20 protein-coding genes are annotated in these 22230 nt (G+C 65.5%); 5 read left to right on the forward strand and 15 right to left on the reverse strand.

Translation table 11 applies throughout. The features are described 5' to 3' along the window. Position 1: 1 nt before the first annotated feature. Positions 2–1159 (reverse strand): acyl-CoA dehydrogenase, encoded by a 1158-nt coding sequence (locus tag BH95_RS21940; protein ID WP_019666868.1) that lies wholly within the window; start codon positions 1157–1159, stop codon positions 2–4. 133 nt (positions 1160–1292) lie between these two features. Further along, positions 1293–1988, reverse strand: a complete 696-nt coding sequence (locus tag BH95_RS21945) for a TetR family transcriptional regulator (protein ID WP_020112381.1) — start codon at positions 1986–1988, stop codon at positions 1293–1295. Between the two features lie 123 nt (positions 1989–2111). Between BH95_RS21945 and xylB the strand changes: the two genes are divergently transcribed. After that, positions 2112–3500, forward strand: coding sequence for a xylulokinase (gene xylB, locus BH95_RS21950; protein ID WP_037184067.1), 1389 nt, complete (start codon positions 2112–2114; stop codon positions 3498–3500). A gap of 1 nt (position 3501) precedes the next feature. Here xylB and BH95_RS21955 read toward each other — a convergent pair whose 3' ends face one another. Genes BH95_RS21955 through BH95_RS21985 form a run of 7 tightly spaced genes read right to left on the reverse strand, consistent with a single transcriptional unit; the run spans position 3502 to position 10892 of the window. Continuing rightward, positions 3502–4575 carry an SDR family oxidoreductase gene (locus BH95_RS21955; RefSeq protein ID WP_037184070.1) on the reverse strand — a complete coding sequence of 358 codons (1074 nt, stop codon included), beginning with the start codon at positions 4573–4575 and terminating at the stop codon, positions 3502–3504. Positions 4576–4610: 35 nt separating this feature from the next. Beyond that, complete coding sequence (locus tag BH95_RS21960; RefSeq protein WP_170947496.1) at positions 4611–5327, reverse strand: sulfite exporter TauE/SafE family protein; 717 nt, start codon at positions 5325–5327, stop codon at positions 4611–4613. A gap of 28 nt (positions 5328–5355) precedes the next feature. After that, on the reverse strand, positions 5356–6366 hold the full coding sequence (locus BH95_RS21965; protein WP_020112378.1) for an ABC transporter ATP-binding protein: 1011 nt from the start codon (positions 6364–6366) through the stop codon (positions 5356–5358). After that, positions 6359–7384 (reverse strand): ABC transporter ATP-binding protein, encoded by a 1026-nt coding sequence (locus BH95_RS21970; RefSeq protein WP_020112377.1) that lies wholly within the window; start codon positions 7382–7384, stop codon positions 6359–6361. Before BH95_RS21970 ends, BH95_RS21965 begins: the two co-directional genes overlap by 8 nt. Continuing rightward, complete coding sequence (locus BH95_RS21975; protein WP_019666861.1) at positions 7381–8364, reverse strand: ABC transporter permease; 984 nt, start codon at positions 8362–8364, stop codon at positions 7381–7383. Before BH95_RS21975 ends, BH95_RS21970 begins: the two co-directional genes overlap by 4 nt. A gap of 8 nt (positions 8365–8372) precedes the next feature. After that, positions 8373–9302 carry an ABC transporter permease gene (locus BH95_RS21980; RefSeq protein WP_020112376.1) on the reverse strand — a complete coding sequence of 310 codons (930 nt, stop codon included), beginning with the start codon at positions 9300–9302 and terminating at the stop codon, positions 8373–8375. A 9-nt stretch (positions 9303–9311) separates the two neighbouring features. After that, on the reverse strand, positions 9312–10892 hold the full coding sequence (locus BH95_RS21985; protein ID WP_037140225.1) for an ABC transporter substrate-binding protein: 1581 nt from the start codon (positions 10890–10892) through the stop codon (positions 9312–9314). 343 nt (positions 10893–11235) lie between these two features. Here BH95_RS21985 and BH95_RS21990 point away from each other — a divergent pair, with 343 nt between their 5' ends. The 3 genes from BH95_RS21990 (at position 11236) to BH95_RS22000 (ending at position 13773) form a co-directional block, all read left to right on the forward strand. Further along, positions 11236–12231, forward strand: coding sequence for a 2-hydroxyacid dehydrogenase (locus BH95_RS21990; protein WP_244165083.1), 996 nt, complete (start codon positions 11236–11238; stop codon positions 12229–12231). Next, complete coding sequence (locus tag BH95_RS21995; RefSeq protein ID WP_037184075.1) at positions 12228–12623, forward strand: universal stress protein; 396 nt, start codon at positions 12228–12230, stop codon at positions 12621–12623. The genes BH95_RS21990 and BH95_RS21995 overlap by 4 nt, the downstream gene beginning before the upstream one ends. 304 nt (positions 12624–12927) lie before the next feature. After that, positions 12928–13773 (forward strand): endonuclease domain-containing protein, encoded by an 846-nt coding sequence (locus tag BH95_RS22000; protein WP_080738077.1) that lies wholly within the window; start codon positions 12928–12930, stop codon positions 13771–13773. Positions 13774–13840: 67 nt separating this feature from the next. Here the strand turns inward: BH95_RS22000 and BH95_RS22005 are convergent, their stop codons facing one another. From BH95_RS22005 to BH95_RS22030, 6 genes are all read right to left on the reverse strand, one after another. Then, complete coding sequence (locus BH95_RS22005) at positions 13841–14734, reverse strand: LysR substrate-binding domain-containing protein (protein ID WP_020112370.1); 894 nt, start codon at positions 14732–14734, stop codon at positions 13841–13843. An 84-nt stretch (positions 14735–14818) separates the two neighbouring features. Then, the gene (locus BH95_RS22010; protein WP_037184078.1) at positions 14819–16099 is read right to left on the reverse strand and encodes a glucarate dehydratase family protein; all 1281 of its coding nucleotides are present in this window, start codon (positions 16097–16099) and stop codon (positions 14819–14821) included. Then, positions 16099–17025, reverse strand: a complete 927-nt coding sequence (locus tag BH95_RS22015) for a 5-dehydro-4-deoxyglucarate dehydratase (RefSeq protein ID WP_020112368.1) — start codon at positions 17023–17025, stop codon at positions 16099–16101. Before BH95_RS22015 ends, BH95_RS22010 begins: the two co-directional genes overlap by 1 nt. A 31-nt stretch (positions 17026–17056) precedes the next feature. Further along, complete coding sequence (locus BH95_RS22020; RefSeq protein WP_037184081.1) at positions 17057–18655, reverse strand: aldehyde dehydrogenase (NADP(+)); 1599 nt, start codon at positions 18653–18655, stop codon at positions 17057–17059. A 160-nt stretch (positions 18656–18815) separates the two neighbouring features. Beyond that, positions 18816–19832, reverse strand: a complete 1017-nt coding sequence (locus tag BH95_RS22025) for an ABC transporter substrate-binding protein (protein WP_037184084.1) — start codon at positions 19830–19832, stop codon at positions 18816–18818. A 23-nt stretch (positions 19833–19855) separates the two neighbouring features. Then, entirely contained in the window at positions 19856–20680 is an 825-nt protein-coding gene (locus BH95_RS22030) for a siderophore-interacting protein (RefSeq protein WP_037184087.1), read from the reverse strand. 192 nt (positions 20681–20872) lie between these two features. Here BH95_RS22030 and BH95_RS22035 point away from each other — a divergent pair, with 192 nt between their 5' ends. After that, the gene (locus BH95_RS22035; RefSeq protein ID WP_033190314.1) at positions 20873–22222 is read left to right on the forward strand and encodes an enolase C-terminal domain-like protein; all 1350 of its coding nucleotides are present in this window, start codon (positions 20873–20875) and stop codon (positions 22220–22222) included. Positions 22223–22230: the final 8 nt, after the last annotated feature.

Below are 22230 nucleotides of genomic sequence, written 5' to 3' on the forward strand. Positions count from 1 at the left end.
CTCATTTCAGCAGCGCCCGGGACATGACGACACGCTGGATCTGGTTGGTGCCCTCGTAGATCTGCGTGATCTTGGCGTCGCGCATCATGCGTTCGACCGGGAAGTCGGTGGTGTATCCGGCGCCGCCGAACAGCTGAACGGCGTCGGTGGTGACCTCCATCGCGACGTCGGACGCGAAGCACTTCGATGCGGCGGAGATGAATCCGAGGTTCTTCTCGCCGCGCTCGGCCCGGGCAGCCGAGGTGTAGACCATGAGGCGCGCTGCTTCGACCTTCATCGCCATGTCGGCCAGCATGAACTGCACGGCCTGGAAGCTCGAGATGGACTGGCCGAACTGCTTGCGGTCCTTTGTGTATTCGATCGCAGCGTCGAGTGCGCCCTGTGCGAGGCCGACAGCCTGAGCGCCGATCGTGGGACGCGTGTGATCGAGAGTCTGCAGCGCAGTCTTGAAGCCGGTGCCGGGCTCGCCGATGATGCGGTCGCCGGGGATCTTGCAGTTCTCGAAGTAGAGCTCCGCCGTCGGCGAGCCCTTGATGCCGAGCTTCTTCTCCTTCGGGCCGACGACGAAGCCCTCGTCGTCCTTGTGCACGATGAACGAGCTGATGCCGTTGGCACCCTTGTCGGGGTCGGTGACGGCCATGACTGTGTACCAGTCGGATTTGCCGCCGTTGGTGATCCAACACTTCGATCCGTTGAGGATCCAGTCGTCACCGTCGGCTGCGGCGCGAGTCCGCATGCTGGCGGCGTCGGAACCCGCCTCACGCTCGGACAGGGCGTAGGACGCCATGGCGCCGCCGGCGAGCGACGGCAGGACCTGCTTCTTCAGCTCGTCGGAGCCGTTGAGGATCAGGCCCATGGTGCCGAGCTTGTTCACTGCGGGGATCAGCGACGAGGAACCGCAGACGCGGGCGACCTCTTCGATAACAATGCAGGTGGCAACCGAGTCCGCTCCCTGGCCTTCGTATTCCTCGGGGACGTGGATGGCGTTGAAGCCGGAGTTGTTGAGAGCCGTCAGCGCCTCCTCCGGGAAGCGAGAATCCTCGTCGACCGCCTTCGCGTGCGGGGCGATTTCCTTCTCGGACAGCGCGCGGATGGCTGCGCGCAGCTCGTCGTGCTCCTCCGGAAGGCGGAAGAGGTCGAAGTCCGGATTACCGGCCATGGTGCAACTCCTACGGCATAGATCGGTAGGCACTCAGTGCCACGTATGAGTCGAGACTACGGCAGACTTGGACATTCGAGCAAGGTTTCCTGGCACTGGGTGCCAGGCTCCGCTCGCCCGACAAGCCGAGATGTCACCCGTCCAGGTGCTCCCCGAGTGCGTCGACGACGGCCTCGGTCGATGTTCCCCGCCGGAACACGGCCACCACTACGTCGTCGGATCGGCCCTCGGAGTCGGCAGAGTCGGTGCCTGCCCCTCTTGCCGAGGACCCGTATCCCTCGCGCACCGTGCTCAAGGCGGCCCGCAGGTCGCCGGGCGCGGTGTCGATGCCGTCGCGAATCATGCGCCGGAGTACGTAGTTGTGGGTGGCTGTGACCGTCGCGCAGAACTGGATCGTTTCGAGGTGCGAGTGGTCGGGGGCGGCGCTGCGCAGGTAGTCGACGAACAATCGCTCGTACTTGAACACGGTCACGATCTCTCGGTCGCGGAGCGCCGGATTCTGGTGCACCACCTGGTAGCGGAGTCGGGCGTACTCCTTCCAGTCGGTGAAACGATCGAAGACGAGCTGGGCGGCGTCGCACACGGCAACCCAGGGATCGTCGTGTTCGGCGTCGAGGAACGCGGCGGCCTGAGCGAGGAGGATCTCGTGGTCGACGAAGATGACGTCGTCCTTGCCTTTGAATTGACGGAAGAACGTACGACGCGAGATGCCCGACGCCTCGGCGATGTCGTCCACCGAGGTGGCGTCGTATCCGCGGACGGAGAACAGGTCGAGTGCGGCCTTCGCCACGGTCAGACGAAAGGCCTCGGAGTCCTCGGTGTCACGCATAGCTGACGAAGGTATCCCAGTTCCGCGAGTGTCGAGAACTCCTATCTACGGAATCGGCTGTGTCGTTCGTCCGGGCCGGTAGAGTCGACTGAACCGTTTCTCGCGCTGGAAGGATCTTCGATCTTGGCTCTCGTCGCAGGTATCGACTCGTCCACTCAATCGTGCAAAATCTTTGTACGCGATGCGGATTCGGGAGAGCTCGTTCGTAGTGGGCGGGCGCCGCACCCGTCCGGAACCGAGATCGACCCGGCCGAATGGAAGAAGGCGCTCGACACCGCTGTCGCCGACGCGGGTGGACTGGACGACGTCGACGCCGTGTCCGTCGGCGCTCAGCAGCACGGGATGGTCTGTCTGGACTCGTCGGGCGACGTCGTTCGGCCTGCCCTTCTGTGGAACGACACACGGTCGGCGCCGTCGGGTGCCGACCTGGTGAACGAGTTGGGCGCGCAGGGGTGGGCCGACGCGGTCGGCGTGGTTCCGCTGGCGTCGATCACGGTGACGAAGCTTCGGTGGCTTGCGGACAACGAACCGGAGAACGCAGATCGCACTGCAGCGGTGTGTCTTCCGCACGACTGGCTGAGTTGGCAGCTTGCCGGCGCCCCGGGTCTGGACGTGCTCGCCACGGACCGCGGCGACGCCAGTGGTACCGGGTACTTCTCAGCGGCGACCGGACAGTACCGACACGATTTGCTGGAACTGGGATTCCGCGGCCGGACGCCCCGATTGCCCCGAGTTGCAACGCCGTTCGAGCGTATCGGCGAGACGGCAGGCGGTGCGGTGATCGGTCCCGGTACCGGTGACAATGCGGCAGCCGCACTCGGATTGGCTGCTCGCCCAGGCGACGTGGTGGTATCGGTCGGCACGTCGGGTGTCGTCTCGGCGGTGACCGACGTCGCCGCGGCCGACCCGTCGGGAATCATCGCCGGTTTCGCCGACGCGACCGGACGTCAGCTGCCGTTGGTCTGCACGTTGAACGCAGCCAGAGTGCTCGACGCAACGGCGTCGCTGCTGGGCGTCGACCATGCAGAACTGTCCCGGCTCGCATTGGCGACGCCGAGTGACGGCCTCGTTCTCGTTCCGTACCTCGAAGGCGAGCGGACTCCCAACCGGCCGGACGCATCCGGGGCCGTTCACGGTCTGCGCCTGGGTAATTCGACGCCGGGTCACCTGGCCCGCGCAGCCGTCGAGGGCCTGCTGTGCGGGCTCGCCGACGGCATCGACGCACTCCGGGATGCCGGAATCGAGACCACGCGAGTCCTGCTCGTCGGCGGCGGTGCCAAGTCGGCAGCACTGCGTGAGCTGGCGCCTGCCATTCTCGGTATGCCCGTCGTGGTTCCGGAGCCGGGCGAGTACGTCGCGGACGGCGCCGCCCGCCAAGCTGCATGGGCGTTGGCGCAGACTCCCGAGCCGCCGCAATGGGAGTCGGCGCCCGCCCGCACCTACGAGGCCGATCCGACGCCGTCGATCCGCGCACGGTACGCAGAGGTCAGGGACCTGACCGAAGGGGTGTAGGTCAGGGGATCAGTCGGGCGTCGCGGTAGCGCTGCACCACCGATGCGATGCCGTCGGGTGTAGATCGGAAGCCGAGGAATCCGGCCTTCTTGGACTTGTTCATGTCGGTGAGGCATTCCATGTCGCGACCGAGATCGCCGTCGGTGTGCCACCAGGAGGCGAGCTTCGTGACGTCGGGTTCGACCAGATCGTGCGTCGCGGCGATACGTGCCCACGTCTCGGCGGCATCCGCCATCCGAGGTTCGAGCGGGCGCGGTTCGCCGTCGTACCCTTCGGGCTCGACACCGAACATCTCCGCGAACTGCGGCCACATCCAGCGCCAGCGGAACACGTCGCCGTTGGCGATGTTGAACGCTTCGTTCCTACCGTTGTCGTTCGACGATGCCCACACCATCTGTTCGGCGAGCAGGTCCGCGTCGGTGAGGTCGGTCAGGCCGTTCCACTGGGTGTCCGACCCGGGAAAGACGAAGGGGGTGCCCGACTCGGCGCAGATCGAGGCGTAGACGGACAGGGTGAGCACCATGTTCATCGCGTTGCCGACGGCGAAGCCGGAGATCGTGTGCGCACGGTGCACACTCCACGTGAAGTCGTACTTGTCCGCTCCGGCGAACAATTCGTCTTCCTGGGCGTAGTAGAAGTTGGGTGTGTCGAGTCGCTCTTCCGACTCGTGGAACGGGGTCTCGGCCATCACGGCTTCGCCGTAGGCGTCGAACGGCCCGAGGTAGTGCTTGAGGCCGGTCATCAGCGCGACGTGTTTCACCGTTCCGGACGGCCCGAGCACGTCGAGGACGTTACGCAGTGTGGCCGAGTTGACCTCGATGTTCTCTTTCTCGGAGTCCTTCTTCATCCATGCCGTGAAGAAGACGATGTCGGGGTTCACCTCGGCGAGAGCGTCGGTCAGGCTTGCGGTGTCGAGCAGGTCGGCCGCCACGGGCGTGACGCCGTCGACGGGGGTCTTTCCGCTGCGGCTGAGCCCGTAGGTGGTCCAGCCTTTCGCGAGGGTCTCGCGGCACAGTGCTTGACCGGAGATTCCGGTGGCACCGACGATCAGGGCGCGGTGTCGGGGTTCGCTCATGTCCCGTAACTACCCAGTTGGTGAGTAGTTGACACTCACAGGGTGACGAGCTGCTGTCCGATCAGGACGACAGCACCGATGGTCGACACCGCGATGGCGGTGAGTCTCAGCCGCCTCCGGTCCATCAGTCGGTTGACGAAACGAGACAGTACGTAGCCGAGGATCGTGGCCGGCGCGAGCAGAACGAACAGCCAGGCCGTGTGGCCGTCCACCGCCCCGGCGGCTGCGAGAGCGACCAACGACATGACGGATCCGACGAGGAAGAACGCGCTCATGGTGCTGCGGAGCTTGGCACCCGTGTTGCGCTGCCACACCAGCGCCATGGGCGGACCGCCGATCGACGTGGCGGTGCCCAGCAGGCCCGAAGCAGCTCCCGCCACCATCAGATTCCGCCTGCGCGGCAGGGGAATCCATCCGAACGACGTCAGCGCGATTCCGAGGAGAACAACACCCGCGAGCATCAACGCCAATCCACGCTCCGGCAGTGCCACCAACAGCAACGCCCCGAGAATCGTGCCGGGAACCCGGCCGGCGAGCGCCCAGCTGGCGCCGGAGAGATCCAGTGACGTTCCCTCCTTGATCAACACCATGGTGCTGACCAGAATCGCCAGCATGATCAGGGTCCCGGGCACGAGGCCCGGGTCGACGATCGCGACGATCGGCGCCGCGAGCATTCCCATGCCGAATCCGATCGACGCCTGCATGCACGACGCGAACAGGATCGCGCACGCCACCACGGCGAACCCGGACAGCGGCAGATCACCGATCACCGCACACCTCTCATGTTCCGGCCGCGACGAGGCCCAGATCGTTCTCGACGAGTGGGTAATGGCATTCGGCCATGTGGTCGACTTCGTTGCGGTCGCGGGCAACCGGTGGTGCGTCCGAGCTGCACAGTTCGGTCGCCTTCCAGCAGCGGGTGCGGAACCGGCATCCCGACGGTGGGTTCAGCGGAGACGGGACCTCGCCCTTCAGCAGGATGCGCTCTCCGCGTGACGCAGCGTCGAGTTTGGGCGCTGCGGACATCAGTGCAGCGGAGTAGGGGTGGCTCGGCCTGTCGAAGACGGCGTCGGTGGCCCCGGATTCGACGATGCGGCCCAGGTACATGACGGCCACCCGGTCGGCGACGTGTCGGACGACCGACAGATCGTGCGAGATGAACACGTAGGAGATCCCGAGTTGCTTCTGCAGATCGTTGAGCAGGTTGAGTACCTGTGCCTGCACCGAGAGGTCCAATGCCGACACCGGCTCGTCGCAGATGATCACGTCGGGGTTCAGTGCCAGTGCGCGAGCGATGCCGAGACGCTGACGCTGGCCGCCGGAGAACTCCTGCGGGAAGCGGTGCTCGTCGCTCGGGCGTAGACCGACCAGGTGCAGCAGCTCTCGGACTCTCGCGGACCGATCCCGGCGAGTCTTGTACAGGGTCTTGTGGCTCCGCCACGGCTCGCTGATGATGTCCGCGGCCGTCATTCGTGAGTTGAGGGAACCGTACGGGTCCTGGAACACCATCTGGACGCGTCGGCGAAACCCCAGGAGATCCTTGCCTTTCAGCGAGAACGGGTCGACACCGTCGAAGTCGACGGTTCCGGAGTCCGGCCGCTCCAGCATCATCAGCGTCCGGGCGAGTGTCGACTTACCGCAACCGGATTCGCCGACGAGTCCGAGGGTCTCGCCTCGACGCAGATCCAGATCGATGGCATCGAGTGCGCGGAGATCACCTCCGCTCACCTTGAACGTCTTGTTCAATCCGCGGACCGTCAGAAGCTGTTCTGCTCGGGCTGTTTCAGACATGAGACACCTCGTTCGAAAAGTGGCAGGCGGAGAATCGGCCGTCTCCGACGGGTTCGAGGGACGGGCGTCGGTCGATGCAGATGTCCCGGGCGAGCGGGCATCGAGCTTGATAGACGCATCCGTCGGGCACGGAGTGCAGATCCGGCGGAGTGCCACCGATGGACTTGAGGTCCTCTCCGCGCACCGCGTGTACGGGAACGGAATCGAGAAGTCCCTTGGTATACGGGTGGCGAGGATCGGCGAACACCTCGGACACCAGGCCCGTCTCGACGACGTTGCCCGCGTACATGATCGCCACTCGGTCAGCTTCCTCGGCGACGAGTGCGAGGTCGTGCGTGATGAGCACGACGGCCATGTCGTGTTCGGTCCGTAGCTCGCGGAGGAGGGTCATGATCTGTGCCTGCACCGTCACGTCCAGAGCCGTGGTCGGCTCGTCGGCCAGCAGCACCGACGGGCTGAGGGCCACGGCCATCGCGATGAGCAAACGCTGACGCATACCACCGGAGAACTGGTGGGGATAGGAGTCCGCTCTCGACTCTGGCTGCGGAATCCCGACGCGGCGCATCAGCGAGATGGCCTCCACTTTGGCTTCTTTCGCACTCAGTCCGCGGTGGATGCGGAACGGCTCGGCCAGCTGGGTGCCGACGGTGTACACCGGATTGAGTGCGGTGAGGGCGTCCTGGAAGACGATCGCCAGCTCCGTTGCGGCGATGTGGCGTCGCACCTTGGACTTCGCGGACACCAGGTCGACCTTGCCGAGATCCGAGCTGTCGATCTCCACGGAACCGTCGGTGACGTCGGCGATCGGTTCGAGGAGGCCGACGACGGCCTGTGCCGTCATCGACTTACCGCAACCGGATTCACCGAGCAGAGCCAGGGTTTCACCACGCCGCGCACTGAACGTGACGTGGTCGACCGCGCGAATGACGCCCGAGGGGGTGCGTAGATCGACCGTCAGGTCTCGCACGTCCATGGCGATGCGGTCGGTGTCCGGGCGTGCTGGGGCAGGTGCACTCATGAGACGACCTTTCGGACGGGGAGAAGGCGGGACTTGGCCGAGCGCGGGACGGTCAGACGCCAGCGCTGAGCGGGATCGGTGGCGATGCGTGCCCAGGCTGCGAGCACGGTGGCCGACACCGTGGTGATGACGATGGCGAGGCCGGGGAAGAACGACAGCCACCAGGCGGTCTGCAGGTACGTGCGGCCCTGCGCGACCATGAGACCCCAGCTGACGTCGGGTGGCTGAATTCCGATGCCCAGGAAGCTCAGTGACGATTCCGCCAGCATGACGAAGCAGAAGTCCAAGGTAGCGACGGTCAGCAGCGTCGGCAACAGGATCGGTGCGACGTGCCGACGAATGACCGACCCGCTCGACGCACCGAAGGTACGGGCGGCGTCGACGAACAACCGGCTCTGCAGTTCCGCGGATTCGGCACGGGCGGTACGCAGGTAGATCGGAATGCGGGTGATGGCAAGAACCAGAACGATGTTCGCGGCGCTCGGGGAGAAGACGTACAGCACGACGACGGCCATCAGCAGCGACGGGAAGCTCATGATGACGTCGGCGACGCGCATCGCCGTCGTCTCACGCCACCCGCGGTGGTAGCCGGCCCACATTCCGATGATCGAGCCGATGATGGCGGACAGGATGACCGCCGGGATCGCCACCGACAGCGTGGTCTGGCACGCGACGATCAGACGAGCGAGCATGCTGCGGCCGAGCGGATCGGTCCCGAGGATGTTCATCCAGCCGGTGTCGAGGGAGAACGGTGCCAGGTTGGAGCGGTTCAGGTCCTGCGCGGTGGCGGCGTCGCCGACGAGCATCGGCCCGAAGATCGCCGTCAGGAAGACCAGGACCAGAATGCCTGCTGCGACGGTCGCGACGCGGTCGCGGAGAAGGAGCTTCCACAGCGGCGCGGAGCTGGTGCGCGACGCCGGCGTCGGATCCGGAACATCCTCCGGCTCGGACGTTTTCGGGGCTTCGAAATCGAGTGACATGGTGGCTCCTAGACCTTCGCCTTGTCGCGGACACGGGCGTCGAGCAGTGCGTAGCAGGCGTCGATGACGATGTTGAGCACGAAGATGCTGATGGCGGTCAACAGCACGGCCGCCTGCAGGACCGCGAAATCACGCTGCAGGATGGCGTCGATCATGAGCTTGCCGATACCGGGCCATCCGAAGATCGCCTCGACGACGACTGCTCCGTTGACCAGACCGACCATGAGGTCACCTGCAACGGTCAGCGCCGGTGCCGCTGCGTTGCGCAGTGCATGGTGGGTGACCACTCGGATGTCGCTTGCGCCCTTGCTGCGTGCCAGCCTGACGTACGGCGCGGACAGCGCGGCCACCATCGCGCCTCGCACGACCTGCGTCAGTACACCCAGTGGGCGGATGAGCAGTGTCGCGATCGGCAGGATCCACGACAGCATGCCTGCACCGGTTCCCGACGTCGGGAGCACTCCGAAGGTCACGGCGAAGAGCCAAACGCCCATGATCGCGAACCAGAAATCGGGGATGCTCGCCGCCGTCATGGACAGCAGGCTCGAGATCCGGTCGGCGAGGGAGTTGGGTCGGTACGCCGCCCAGCACCCGATGACGATGGCACCGACGATCGCCAGGAACATCGTCATGAACGCCAACTGCAGCGTGGCGGGGAACGCGCGAAGGGCCATCGTCGACGCGGCTTCACCGGTACGCAGCGAGTCACCGAAGTCGAGGTGGACGACGCCGCTGAGGTAATCGAACAGCTGCGTCAGGAGCGGCTGGTCGAGCCCGTTCGACGCCCGGAACGCCTCACGCTGGGCCTGGGTGGCGGACTCCGGCAGGTAGAGACTCGTCGGGTCGCCGGTGAGACGGGCCAGGAGGAATACACCGAGAAGCACGACGATCAGCGGAACCAGGCTGGTGTAGATCCTTCGTCGCAGAAATCTGAACATGATGGGCCTCTAGTCCGTTTCGGGTGAGTCGGCGCGGGTCATCGCGGCGAGATGCATCTCGTCGACAGTGGCCGAGTTGGGGGTGTAGTCGACGGAATCCGCCTTGGCGAGAACACCTTCCATGTGGGCGATGAACGCCATCTGCATGATCTCCTTCGGCTCCTCCGCGAACAGCTGTGCGTATGCGTCCTGCCGAGCGTCGCCGGTGAGAACAGCGGCCTGACGGACGCGCTCGTCGAACTCCGGTGTTCCGCCTGCGCTCTGGAACCCTTCGCTCATGAGGTACTGGTCGGCGGTGAACGCGGCGTCGCCTGCTTGATTTCCGTGCTGAATGACCAGGAGGTACGGGCCGACCTTGGGGAACGGGCGTTCCTGGTACTCCGCTGTTCCGGCGGAGTCCGTCATCTCGATCGACACGTTCATCCCCAGCTGAGACAGGGCGTACTGTACGACCTCGAGGGTTTCGTTGACCTTCGGGAACTGACCGGTACGGCCGATGAGCCGGATCGGGGTGTCGACGGGTACGCCGTCCGCACGCGCTTCGTCGATCAGCTCCTGGGCGCGGGCGGGGTCGTACGGCCACGGTGAGAGTTCGTCGTTGTATCCGATCACTCCGTCCGAGACCAGCTGTGCCGCAGGCTTTCCGAGTCCCTGGAACAGGGCGTCGACGATTCCCTCGCGGTTGATCGCGTAGTTGATCGCCTGACGTACCCGCATGTCGTCGAGCGGAGTCTCCTCGAGCTGGATGCGGACCGCCGTCGTCTCGTTGTTCGGGTAGGCGACTCCGAGGTCTCCTGCACCGTCCTCCGGTCCGAGCGAGGTGGCGATCTCGGCTTCCCCGTTGGACACCATCGACGCGCGGACGCTGCCCTCGCTTCGCCACTGGTACGTCGCGCGGGCGTAGTCCGGCTTGTCGCCCCAGTACGTCTCGTTGCGGACGAGCGACAGACGCTGACCGTAATCCCAGTTGTCGATCGCGAACGGTCCGGTGCCGATCGGCTCCCGCACGCGTTCGGTGAGGCTGTAGGTCCTCGGCACCATTTCGACGAACGAAAGCTTCAGCGGAAGGATCGGGTCCGCACTCGGTGCCGCGACGCTGACGGTCAGCGGATCGATGATCTTCACGTCCAGGTCGGCGTCGCCGAAGACGTAACCCTCGACGTTGCATCCGAGGTCCGAGTTCACGGCTCGCTCGATCGAGTGCGCTGCGTCCTCCGCCTCGAACGGGCTGCCGTCGCTGAAGGTGACGCCGGGGTGGAGCTGGAAGGTCCATTCACGGTCCGACACCTGGGTCCAGGAGTCGGCCAGCTTCGGCTCGAGTGTTCCCTCGCTCGGGTTCCGTTCCATCAGCGGTTCGGTGATGTTGGACCGCGTGACGACTCCGACCGATGTGAGGGAGACGTCGCACGCTTCGAGGGTCGGCGGCTCTTCCTGCAGGACGATGCGGAGGGTGTCCGCGCTCGCGGCGGTACCGCTGCCGGAGTTCGCCACCGTGCAACCGCTCGCGATCATCGAAAAGCTCAGTGCGCCAGCGATGATGATCGCGCTGCGCGTGGTCCGTCCCTGCTGCACTGCTCGTGCAGGGCTCATGGTGACCTCCAAGTGGATGGGGAGTGCGACTGCACCGGGTGCAGCGCATATCTGTGACGGTAGACACACGGTAGGAGTGGCGCATATCGGCGTCAACACGACAATCGGCCGTAACCAGGGAGTTTTGTGGGTCACATCGAGTCGAATCGAGAGGTGTGAATCACAGTACGATGCGTCTGACCTGGTCGGACGGCATCGAGCAGCAGGAGATAGGGTGTAGTAAGTACGTCGACAATGCCGTTTGAGTATCAATCCATGTTATTTACGTGTTGGACAGGTATCCGAAAAGCGGCATAGCGTACTGGAAAACCCGCACGCGGCGAGTCCTGTGAGGAGCTGAGTTATGGCAACGGTTGGAGCCACGGAATCATCTGCGGTGCAGAGTGATTCGAAGAAATCCGGACGGGTGCTTCGGGTCGGGCCGCTCAAGCCGTCTCTGATGGACACCCTCGCCGGCGACTACGACGCCCTCGTGCTCCCCGATGCGGCCGAGCGTGACGAGTTCCTGGCTCGGCACGGCGAGTCGATCACCGCAGCGGTCACGTCCGGCCGAACGGGAGTGGACGCGACACTCATCGAGCAGCTTCCGAACCTGGGTGCGATCGTGCACTTCGGCGTCGGGTACGACACCACCGACGTCGACGCTGCCTCCGCGCGCGGTGTCGTGGTCAGCAACACCCCCGATGTCCTGACCGACTGCGTTGCCGACCTCGCGGTGGGCCTCGTGATCGACGCACTCCGGCAGGTGTCGTTCAACGACCGTTACGTCCGCGCAGGCCGCTGGGCCGCCGAGGGCAACTCGCCGCTGACGTCGCAGGTCACCGGAAAGCGAGTGGGAATCATCGGTCTCGGCCGCATCGGAAGCGCAATCGCGGACAGGCTCACCGGGTTCCGCTGCTCCATCGGCTACCACAACCGCAACGAGATCGCCGACTCCCCTTACACGTACTCGCCCACGGCCGCAAGGCTTGCCGGGAGCGTGGACATCCTGATCGTCGCTGCCTCGGGAGGTTCGGGCACCAAGCATCTCGTGGACAGTGACGTGCTCGACGCACTGGGCCCCCAGGGATACCTCGTCAACGTCGCCCGGGGAAGCGTCGTCGACCAGGATGCGTTGGTGGAACGGCTCGCCGACGGCAGGCTGGCAGGCGCCGGGCTCGACGTCTTCGCCGACGAACCGTCGGTACCGGAGAAGCTTCTCGGCCTCGACAACGTGGTCCTGCTGCCTCACGTCGGCAGTGGAACGGTGGAAACACGCGCAGCCATGGAAGCGCTGACGCTGCAGAACCTGGACCAGTTCCTGGCGAATGGAACTCTCACGACGCCGGTGACCCGATGACCGTCGTGGTCGGCTACTCGCCGACTGTCGAAGGTAGAGGCGCACTGCCCTTCGCGTTCGGCGAAGCCGTGCAACGCGGCGTCGACCTCGTCGTCGTCGCCGAGGAGGACAGTGCCTCGGAAGAAGGTTTCGGCGCTGCGATCGAATCCGCGCGCGACGAGGCAGGAGCCGGCGGCGTCGTGGTGAAGGTGCACGACAACGAACCCGGGCGCTCGCACGCCGACAACCTGATAGACCTGTCCTACGCGGAGGGAACCGACCTGGTGGTGATCGGCATCAGGCGCCGATCACCGGTCGGAAAACTGTTCCTGGGCAGCATCTCTCAGCGAGTACTGCTGGAAGCTCAGTGCCCGGTGGTTGCGGTCAAACCAGCAATAGGTCTGCCCCGCTGATCCGACGGATCACCAGAAGCCGAGGCTCTGTCCGTTGGAGAAGATGTTGAACGCGTCGCTGAACAGGGAGAACAAAATTCCGAGCATGTGAGATCCACTTTCCGAGATTGTGTGAGGACACATCAGTTTAGAGTCTCGTGGGTGAGATGTCACAATTCCGCTCATCTCAGGCGGGATCCCGCCCGAGACGCGCGGAACTGCTACACCACGCCCGTTGTCCACAGTCTCCGAGTTGTCCACAGGCTTCTCGAAACACCAGGTCGACGACGAATCATGGGTAGCCGGGTGTCCGACACTTCGGGTCATGCACCCTCACGGACTGGCCACCAGAGACCAATTGCTGGCGTCGGGTATCTCCAGTAGCGCCATCTCCCGTAGGTTTCGACGGATTCTGCCGCGGATCTACTGTTCCGGTGAACCCACCGTCATTGCCCGGTGTCATGCCATCACGCTGTGGCAACCCCGGGCTGTGCTCAGTCATCGCACTGCGGCGTGGCTGTTCGGGTGGATCGATGCGCCCGAGCAGCACGACTTCACGGTGCCCATCGGAATCACCGCGCGAACGCCGGACTGGCTGACTGTTCATCGACGCACGCTGGAGATCGGGGAGCTGTCCGAATGCCAGGGGCTCCCGGTGGTCGCTCGGCCCCGGACGCTGATCGACTGCGTTTCGGTGATGGAGCCGGAGGTCGTGGCACGCATCGTCGACGAGCGCCTCACGGGCGACGTTCCCTCCGAAGAGGTGCTCGCCTTGTTGGACGAGTTCCCGAGGCGCAGAGGTAACGGTCGCGCGCGCCGGCAGCTCGAGTCGGCGGCAACCGGGTTCGCATCCGAGCCCGAGCGTGTGCTGGATCGCCGGCTCATCGTCCTGGGCCTGCGCCTCGAGACCAACTACTGGGTCGGCCGGTACCTGTGCGACTTCGTGGACGTCTGGGCAATGGTGATCGTCGAGGTGGACGGCCGAGAATTCCACAGTGCACCGGATGTGTTCAGCCGGGACCGTCGACGCCAGAACGACCTGGTCCTGGAAGGCTGGCTGGTCCTTCGGTTCTCGGCCGTGGATGTGTTGTCGAACCCGGAAGCGGTCGCTCGTCGGATCGTCGAGGTGGTTCGACGACGCAGGAAGTCGCGCCGTCCGGGTGTCGTGTGACAATTCCGCGTTTTTCGGACGGGATCCCGCCTGCCGAGAGCGGAACTGTTACATCACGCCCGCCGACCTACTGCCATTCCCGGGACGGGAGGACGTCGGACATGAAGCGGTGCAGGGCGGGGTTGTCGTTGTCCACGCGCCAGGCTGCGTTGAGTTCGACGGGGCGTCGGGGGGTGGTCTCGACGGGACGGAAGACGACGCCGCTCGGTTGCATGGTCGTGGACGATTCGGGGACCAGTGCCATTCCGATTCCCGAGCGCACGAGGACCAGCATCGTGTGGACCTGTGTCACGTACTGCACGTATCGGGGCGTGACGCCGACGACGGTGAACGTACTGATCAGCAGTTCGTGGAAGTACCGGGCGTCGACGGGTGAGTACATGATGGTCGGCTGGTCGTCGAAGTCGGCGATGGTGAGCTTGTCGAGTTCAGCGAGGGGATGGTCGGCGGGCAGCGCAGCGACGAGTGACTCGTGCAGGACCGGCCGGGAGGCGATGCCGGGACGTTTGAGCGGTGGTCGAGCAAGACCGAGGTCCAGGTCTCCGATGGCGAGGGATTCCATCTGCACCGCGGACACCATTTCGCGCAGAACGATTTTGACGTCCGGTAGCTCGATGCGTGCCTTCTCCAACAGCTGCGGCAGCACTGCGTGCGCCGACGCTCCGGTGAAACCGACGACGACGGTACCGAGGTCTCCGGTGGGCACGCGCCGGACGGTGAGTACCGCGCCTTCGGCGAGGTCGAGGATGCGTCGGGCGTCGGGGAGGAAGGCGATGCCTGCCGCGGTGAGCATCACCGATCGGCTGGTGCGGTCGATCAGCTGCACGCCGAGTTCGTTCTCGAGCTGCTGGATCTGACGGCTCAGCGGTGGCTGAGTCATGTGTAGGCGTTCCGCGGCGCGACCGAAGTGCAGCTCCTCGGCGACGGCGATGAAGCAGGTCAGGCGATTGAGGGAAAACAACCCATTCACTCCCGATATCGAAAAAGGCCACTCGCGGTCAGGTCGGGTATCAACCTAACCCACGAGTGGCCTTGCTCGATGTAGTTACCAGCGTGGACTGGTGTTCACGAAACTGGGATCGATGCTCTGCATGTACCCGGTGTCGTCGCGGTCGCGGAGTTCGCAATCGAGGTACTGCTGATGCAGCGCGGCGAGTGCGTCCTCGTCGATCTCGATGCCGAGCCCGGGACCGGTGGGAACGGCGACGGATCCGTCGACGATCTTCAGGACACCGGGCTTGATCACGTCCTCGTTTTTCCACGGCCAGTGGGTGTCGCAGGCGTAGGTGAGGTTGTCCGTCGCGCCGGCGAGATGGACCATGGCGGCCAGGCTGATCCCCAGATGGCTGTTGGAATGCATGGACAGTCCGAGGTCGAACGTGTCGCAGGTCCCGGCGAGCAACCGAGACCGCTGCAGCCCTCCCCAGTAATGGTGGTCCGACAGAACCACTTTCACCGAGTCCTTCGACACCGACGGTGCGAGCTGGTCGAACGCGACGACACACATGTTGGTCGCGAGAGGCATCTTCGCCTCCCGAGCGACCTCGGCCATGCCGTCGAGTCCCGGTGTCGGATCCTCCAGGTACTCGACGATGCCGTCCAGCTCGGACGCCACGCGAATCGACGTGTCGACCGTCCACGCGGCGTTGGGATCGAGCCGCAGGGGAAGGTCGGGGAACGCTTCCCGCAGCGCCTTGATTCCGGCGATCTCCTCGTCGGGCGGGAAGACGCCTCCCTTGACCTTGATCGCGCCGAAGCCGTAGTCATCGATCATCTTTCGTGCCTGACGAACCAGGCCGTCGGGATCGATCGCTTCGCCCCACTCGTCGGGCTCGCGGCCGGGATGCGCGGCCCACTTGTAGAACAGGTACGCGCTGAACGGGACGGAGTCGCGCACTTTTCCACCGAGTAGATCCGACACGGGACGCCCGAGGGCCTTGCCCTGCACATCGAGGCATGCGACCTCGAAGGGTGAGAAGACGCGATCGGTGGTGCTCGCGGTCGTGATCATGCCTGCGACGCCGTCGCCACCGGTGATCGTCGACGTTGCCAGTTGCGTGTCGATGGCCGCGCGAATCGCGTTGAGTGCGAACACGTCCAGGCCGGTGATGGCGTCGGCGGCTGCTTCGAGCCTGGCGACGTGCGCTGTGTCGGCGTAGGTCTCACCGAGGCCGACGATGCCGGCCTCGGTGTCCAACTGGATGATCGCGCGCAGTGCGTACGGCTGGTGCACACCCACGGTGTTGAGCAGGGGCGGGTCGACGAACGCGACGGGCGTGATCCGTGCGCCGGTGATGCGGACGGGTCCGCGAACACTGCCGGGCATCAGTGGACCGCGAGCTCGTTCGCCAGAACTGCACGGCCCGCCGCGACGATCTCGGTGAGCTCGCTCAGATGCGGTGCGCTGATGTCGACGAGCGGCGGACGGACAGGTCCTGCCTCGATGCCTTCCATGGTGACGCCTGCCTTGATGAGGGAGACGGCGTATCCGGGAACCTGATCACGCAGGCGCACCAACGGGTGGAAGAACTCACGAAGCAGCGCGGCCGTGAGCTTGTCGTTGCCGCTCTCCATGGACTGGTAGAAGGCCAGTGCCAGTTCGGGCGCGAAGGCGAAGGTCGCGGAGGAGTACAGCGTCACGCCGATCGCGCGGTACGCCTGCTGCGACACCTCGGCGGTGGGCAGGCCGTTGAAGAACTGAAAAGCCTTGCCCGACGGTTCGAGCGAGTCCAGAACTGCACGAACGATGCGTCCGACCTGGTCGAGATCGCCGGTGCCGTCCTTGAATCCCACGACTGTCGGGAACTGTGCGACCTCGACTGCGGAGGCTTCGGTGAAGCGCGCGTTGCCGCGGTTGTAGACGATGAGCGGAAGATCCGTGGTCTCGGCGACGGCCTTCGTGTAGCTGACGAGCCCTGCCTGCGGCATCGTCACGAGGTAGGGCGGGAGGAGGAGAATGCCGTCGGCGCCGTTGATCTTCGCGCTCCGGGCGAAAGCCTTTGCCTGCGCGACGGATCCGCCTGCACCGGCGTAGACGGGGACGCGTCCGGCGACGACGTCGACTGCGGTGCGGACGATCTTGCCGAACTCCTCGGCTTCGAGGGCGTGGAATTCGCCGGTGCCGCAGGCGATGAAGACGCCACCCGGGCCGGCGTCGACGCCCTTGGCGACGTGAGCGGCGAGCAGGTCGTAGTCGACCTCGCCGGATGCGGTGAACGGGGTGACTGGGAAGAAGAGGACTCCGTCGAGCATTTCGTATCTCCTGTGTGGTGAGGGAAAGGTGTCAGTCTTGGGTGAGTCGGCCGTCGATGCGGCGCCAGATTCCGTCCGGATTGCCGTCCGCGACAGCGCTGGGGAGCAGCGAGTTCGGAACGTCCTGGTACGCAACGGGCCGGAGGAAGCGTTCGATCGCGAGCGAGCCGACGGACGTGGTGGCCGAATTGGACGTCGCGGGGAACGGGCCGCCGTGCACCATGGCGTGTCCGACCTCGACGCCGGTGGGCCATCCGTCGAACAGGATCCGACCGGCTTTGAGCTCGAGCTCGGACAGGAGCTTGCCGGCTTCGGCATGGTCGGTGTCGTCGGCGTGGATCGTCGCCGTCAACTGGCCTTCGAGAAGGGCCGCGACGTCCCGAACCTGCTGCGCGTCGGTGCACTTGACGACGAGGCTCGATGCACCGAAGACCTCCTGCTGCTCCACCTCGGACGCGAGGAAGGAATCTGCGTCGGTCACGAACAGCGCTGCGCGGCAGGCGTTCGGGGCGTCGGTTTCCGTCCCGCGCGCGACCTCGGTGGCCGACTGTGCGAGTTCCTCGACGCCGCTCGCGTAACTGGCGGCGATGTTCGGTGTGAGCATGGTCGTCGGGGCGGTCTCGGACACTGCTGCACGCGCGGCGTCGACGAACGAGTCGAGGCCGGGGCCGTCGACGGCGATGACCAGGCCCGGGTTGGTGCAGAACTGGCCCGATCCGAGTGTCAGCGATGCGACGAACGCGCGGCCGAGGTCGGCGCCGCGGGTCTGCAGCGCGTGGTCCAGAACGAACACCGGGTTGATCGAGCTCATCTCGGCGTACACAGGGATCGGTTCGCGGCGTCCTGCTGCAGCAGCGACGAGAGCCGTTCCACCCGAACGTGATCCGGTGAATCCGACTGCCTTGACGCGGGGGTCCGTCACCAGCGCCGTACCGAGCCCGCGACCGGAGCCGTAGAGCAGCGAGAAGGTGCCCGACGGCATTCCGGTGGAGGCTACCGCGTCGGAGATCGCGCGTCCGACCAACTCGGACGTTCCTGGGTGTGCGTCGTGCGCCTTGACGATGACGGGGCAGCCGGCGGCGAGTGCGGATGCGGTGTCTCCGCCCGCGACGGAGAAGGCGAGAGGAAAGTTGCTGGCGCCGAACACGACTACCGGTCCGAGTGGGATCTTCCGCTGGCGGATGTCGGCACGGGGGAGCGGAGCGCGATCCGGCTGAGCGGGGTCGATGCGTGCACCGTTCCAGCTGCCCTCGCGGAGTACGGAAGCGAAGAGTCGTAGCTGGCCCGTGGTGCGGCCGACTTCGCCGGTGATGCGTCCGACGGGCAGTCCCGATTCTGCGACTGCACGCTCGATCAGGGTGTCGCCGAGTGCGACGATGTTGTCGGCTATCGCGTCGAGGAACTGGGCTCGGGTCTCGGAGGAGGTGGCGCGGTAGTCCGCGAACGCTGCCCAGGCGGCAGCAGCGGCAGCGTCGACGTCGCCCAGATCGCCGTGGTGGTAAGCCGGTTCGAGCGATTGGCCCGTACTCGGATCGATGCCGTTGATGGCGGTTCCGGAACCCTGCACCGCCTTGCCCGCAATGATCGACTTGCCGGTGAGTTCGGTGGACTGCGTCAGTGATGCTGTCATGGGTGACTCCTTGTACTCGACTCGATCGGCGACACCGCGTGAGGGTGTGGCTCGGACTCGACGTCAACGTTAGGAGTCCGATCGATACGTGTCCAAGTCAAAAAGTCTTACCTTCGATACCTGAACGGCATCGATCGACGAGAGCTTCCGTAGAGGTGAGCTACGAGAGCAGGGTGCGTCGAAGATCGTCGATGACCGCAGCGGCGGCCGTGAGGTTGTACCCGTCGAACCACGGCGCGGAGTCGACCTTGTAGGCGCGTCCGGCCTGCACTGCGGACAACGTCGACCAGAGTGGGCTGGACACCAGCGACTGCTCCACCTCGTCGCCCGCGTCGGCCTGACCGCCTGCGCCGACGTAGTAGAGGATCACGTCCGCGTCGATCATCGGTAGGTTCTCCGAGCTGACGGCGACGTTGACCTTGGTCGGATCTGCACCGGGCGCGGTGTCGGCCGTCGGGGTGATCCCCGCGCCGGACAGGATGTCCGCATACAGGAACGTCGACGACGCCGCGAGGGTGTTGTACGACCGGACGTCGCCCGACGTGTCCGACACGCGCACCACGGACAACCTGAGCCCGTCGGGCCACGCCTGTGCGATGTCGGTTCGGAGATCGGCGATGCGATCGTCGAGCCCGACGAATGCACCGACGGCGTCGTCCTTGCGGCCGACCGCGTCGGCGACGTCGATGTACTGGTCACGCCAGTACGTGAACGGAATCAACACGGTGGGGGCGATGGTCGACAGTTCGGAGTAGAACGGCTCACCAATGGGCTGACGTCCGACGATCAGATCGGGGTTCGCTGCCGCGATGGCCTCGAGTTGGACATCGCCGAGAGCGGTGACGCCGATGGACGGCAGTTGCTGCGAGGCCTCGCCGACCAGCGTGCGGACACCTCCACCCAGCGTGCCCGTGGCGACGACGGGAACGTCGAGTTCGTCGAGTGTCTGCAGGCCCACATAGGCGTCGAGGCTGACGATTCGCGTCGGGCCGGCCGGGACGACGACGTCACCCATGGGCGTCGATAGGGTCCGTGTCCCGTCGTCTGCAGCGGGTGTGGTGTCGCTGTCGGGTGCGCAGGCCGCGAGCAGCGACGCGAGCGCGAGGCCGGCCGCGGCTCCGAAGTGCCTACGCGAGAGATCGTCGGTGAGGGATGTGTGGGCGGTGAGGGTGGTCATGTCTTCTCCTGGTGGTGTGGTGGTCAGAGTCCGGATTCTTCGAGGGCGGCGTCGACGACCTGGGTCAGTTCGTGTCCGCTGAGGCCCTCGGCGAGTGCGCGGTCACGGACGGAGTCGATGTGCTCGCGGACCTCCGCGAACCGTTGCTGCCAGGTCTCCTTGTTGCGTCGCCAGTAGCCCTTGATCTCGAATCGGTCCGGAGTCCACCCCAGTTCGCGGTGGTAGAGCTTCCGGATCGCCCGGGCGTCGGCCGCTTCGGTCGCCGCCCACAGATAACCGGTGCCGCTGGGTCTGTCGAAGGATCGAACTGCCGCGAGCAACTCCTGGTCGGTCGTCCACTCGTACGTGACGGTGGCTGCGCTCGGCACCTGCTGTTCGTCCTGCCGGCTCGGCACCGACGCGATGACGTGCGCGGTGGCGCCCCGGGGGAGCTGTTCGACGGCACGGGTGAGTGCAGGTAATCCGGTCATGTCGGCAACCAGCAGCTGCCACTCGGTGTCGATGGGCGGCCGATACCATCCGTGCGGCTCCGAGACGCGGATGCGATCGCCCGGCTGCGCCTGTACTGCCCACTGCGCGGCAACGCCGCCGTCGTGCACCACGAAGTCGATGTCGAGGTGAGGGCCGGCCGGATCGAACCGGCGGACGGTGTAGCTGCGCAGGGTGTCGTCCTCGAAGATCAAGCGAAGACGCTCGTCGGGGACGCCGGTGGTCGCGTAGCCGGACAGATCGGCACCGCCCAGGCGTACGCGGAGCATGGAGGGCGTCACGTACCACGACGACAGGGTCACGGCGTCGAACGTCCTCGGTTCCGACGGGCTGCGTTCAGCGGGAACGGTCAGGGGCATCCGGGCAGCTTCCTGTCGAGACCTGTTCAACTCTGACTTGTTCGATATTAGGGTAGCCATACTTTGCGCTTCCATAGCCCCCGCATCGATACCCGCGGGGTATCGATCCATGCCTATCTCGTCTTGGACGCGCATAGGTTCGGAACCATAGGGTTCGTGTGAGCCGAGTCACGACCACGGAAGGTTCCACCGATGAACGCGCGCACCACCGCCACCCCCGTCGTCACCGAGATGCGAGTGATCCCCATTGCCGGCCACGACGGCATGTTGCTCAACCTCAGCGGTGCGCATGCACCGTATTTCACCAGGAATCTGGTGGTGCTCACCGATTCGGACGGCCGCACCGGCGTCGGCGAGGTCCCTGGTGGAGAGCCCATCCGGCGGTGCCTCGAGGATGCCCGGTCTCTGGTCGAAGGCCGGTCGATCGGTGCGTACAACGCGATCCTGCAGTCGATGCGAACAGCGTTCTCGGACCGGGACTCCGGCGGTCGAGGCGCGCAGACGTTCGACCTGAGGATCGCTGTCCACGCAGTCACCGCGGTCGAATCGGCCTTGCTGGACCTGCTCGGACAGCATCTCGGAGTCACCGTCGCCGCGCTGCTCGGCGAGGGACAACAGCGAGAGAAGGTCCAGGCCCTCGGCTACCTGTTCTTCGTCGGCGACTCCGCCAAAACGGATCTGGCGTACCGGACGGCATCCGACGAGCCGGCAGGTGCCGACGAGTGGGCTCGCATCCGTCACTCGGAGGCGCTCACCCCCGATGCCGTCGTTCGACTCGCCGAGGCCGCTCAGGCGCGCTACGGATTTCAGGACTTCAAGCTCAAAGGTGGCGTACTTCCCGCCGCCGAGGAGGCGGCTGCCGTGACGGCGCTGCACCGACGCTTCCCCGACGCTCGAATCACGTTGGATCCCAACGGTGGATGGTTGCTGAAGGACGCGATCGAGACCTGCCGCGGATTGCGCGACGTCCTCGCCTACGCGGAGGATCCGGTCGGCCCCGAGGGCGGATTCTCCGGCCGAGAGGTCATGGCGGAGTTCAAGCGGGCGACCGGGTTGCCGACCGCGACCAACATGATCGCCACCGACTGGCGGGAGATGGGCCACACCATCCGCTCCGGCGCCGTCGACATTCCGCTGGCGGACCCGCACTTCTGGACCATGAGCGGTTCGGTGCGCGTCGCGCAGCTGTGCGACGCCTGGGGGCTGACGTGGGGATCGCACTCCAACAATCACTTCGACGTATCGCTCGCCATGTTCACCCACGTTGCCGCCGCTGCACCGGGGCACATCACCGCAATCGACACGCACTGGATCTGGCAGGACGGTCAGCGAGTGACCGAGGAGCCCTTCGAGATCGACGGCGGATACCTCACGGTGCCGGACAAGCCCGGCCTCGGTGTCGAACTGGACTGGGCGCAAGTCGATGCCGCGCACGAGCTGTATCAGCGTGAAGGACTCGGTGCTCGCGACGACTCCATCGGAATGCAATACCTCATCGACGGATGGGCCTTCGACAGCAAGCGACCGGCACTACTGCGATGACTGCACGC

Source organism: Rhodococcoides fascians A44A, assembly GCF_000760735.1.
GTDB lineage: Bacteria > Actinomycetota > Actinomycetes > Mycobacteriales > Mycobacteriaceae > Rhodococcoides > Rhodococcoides fascians_E.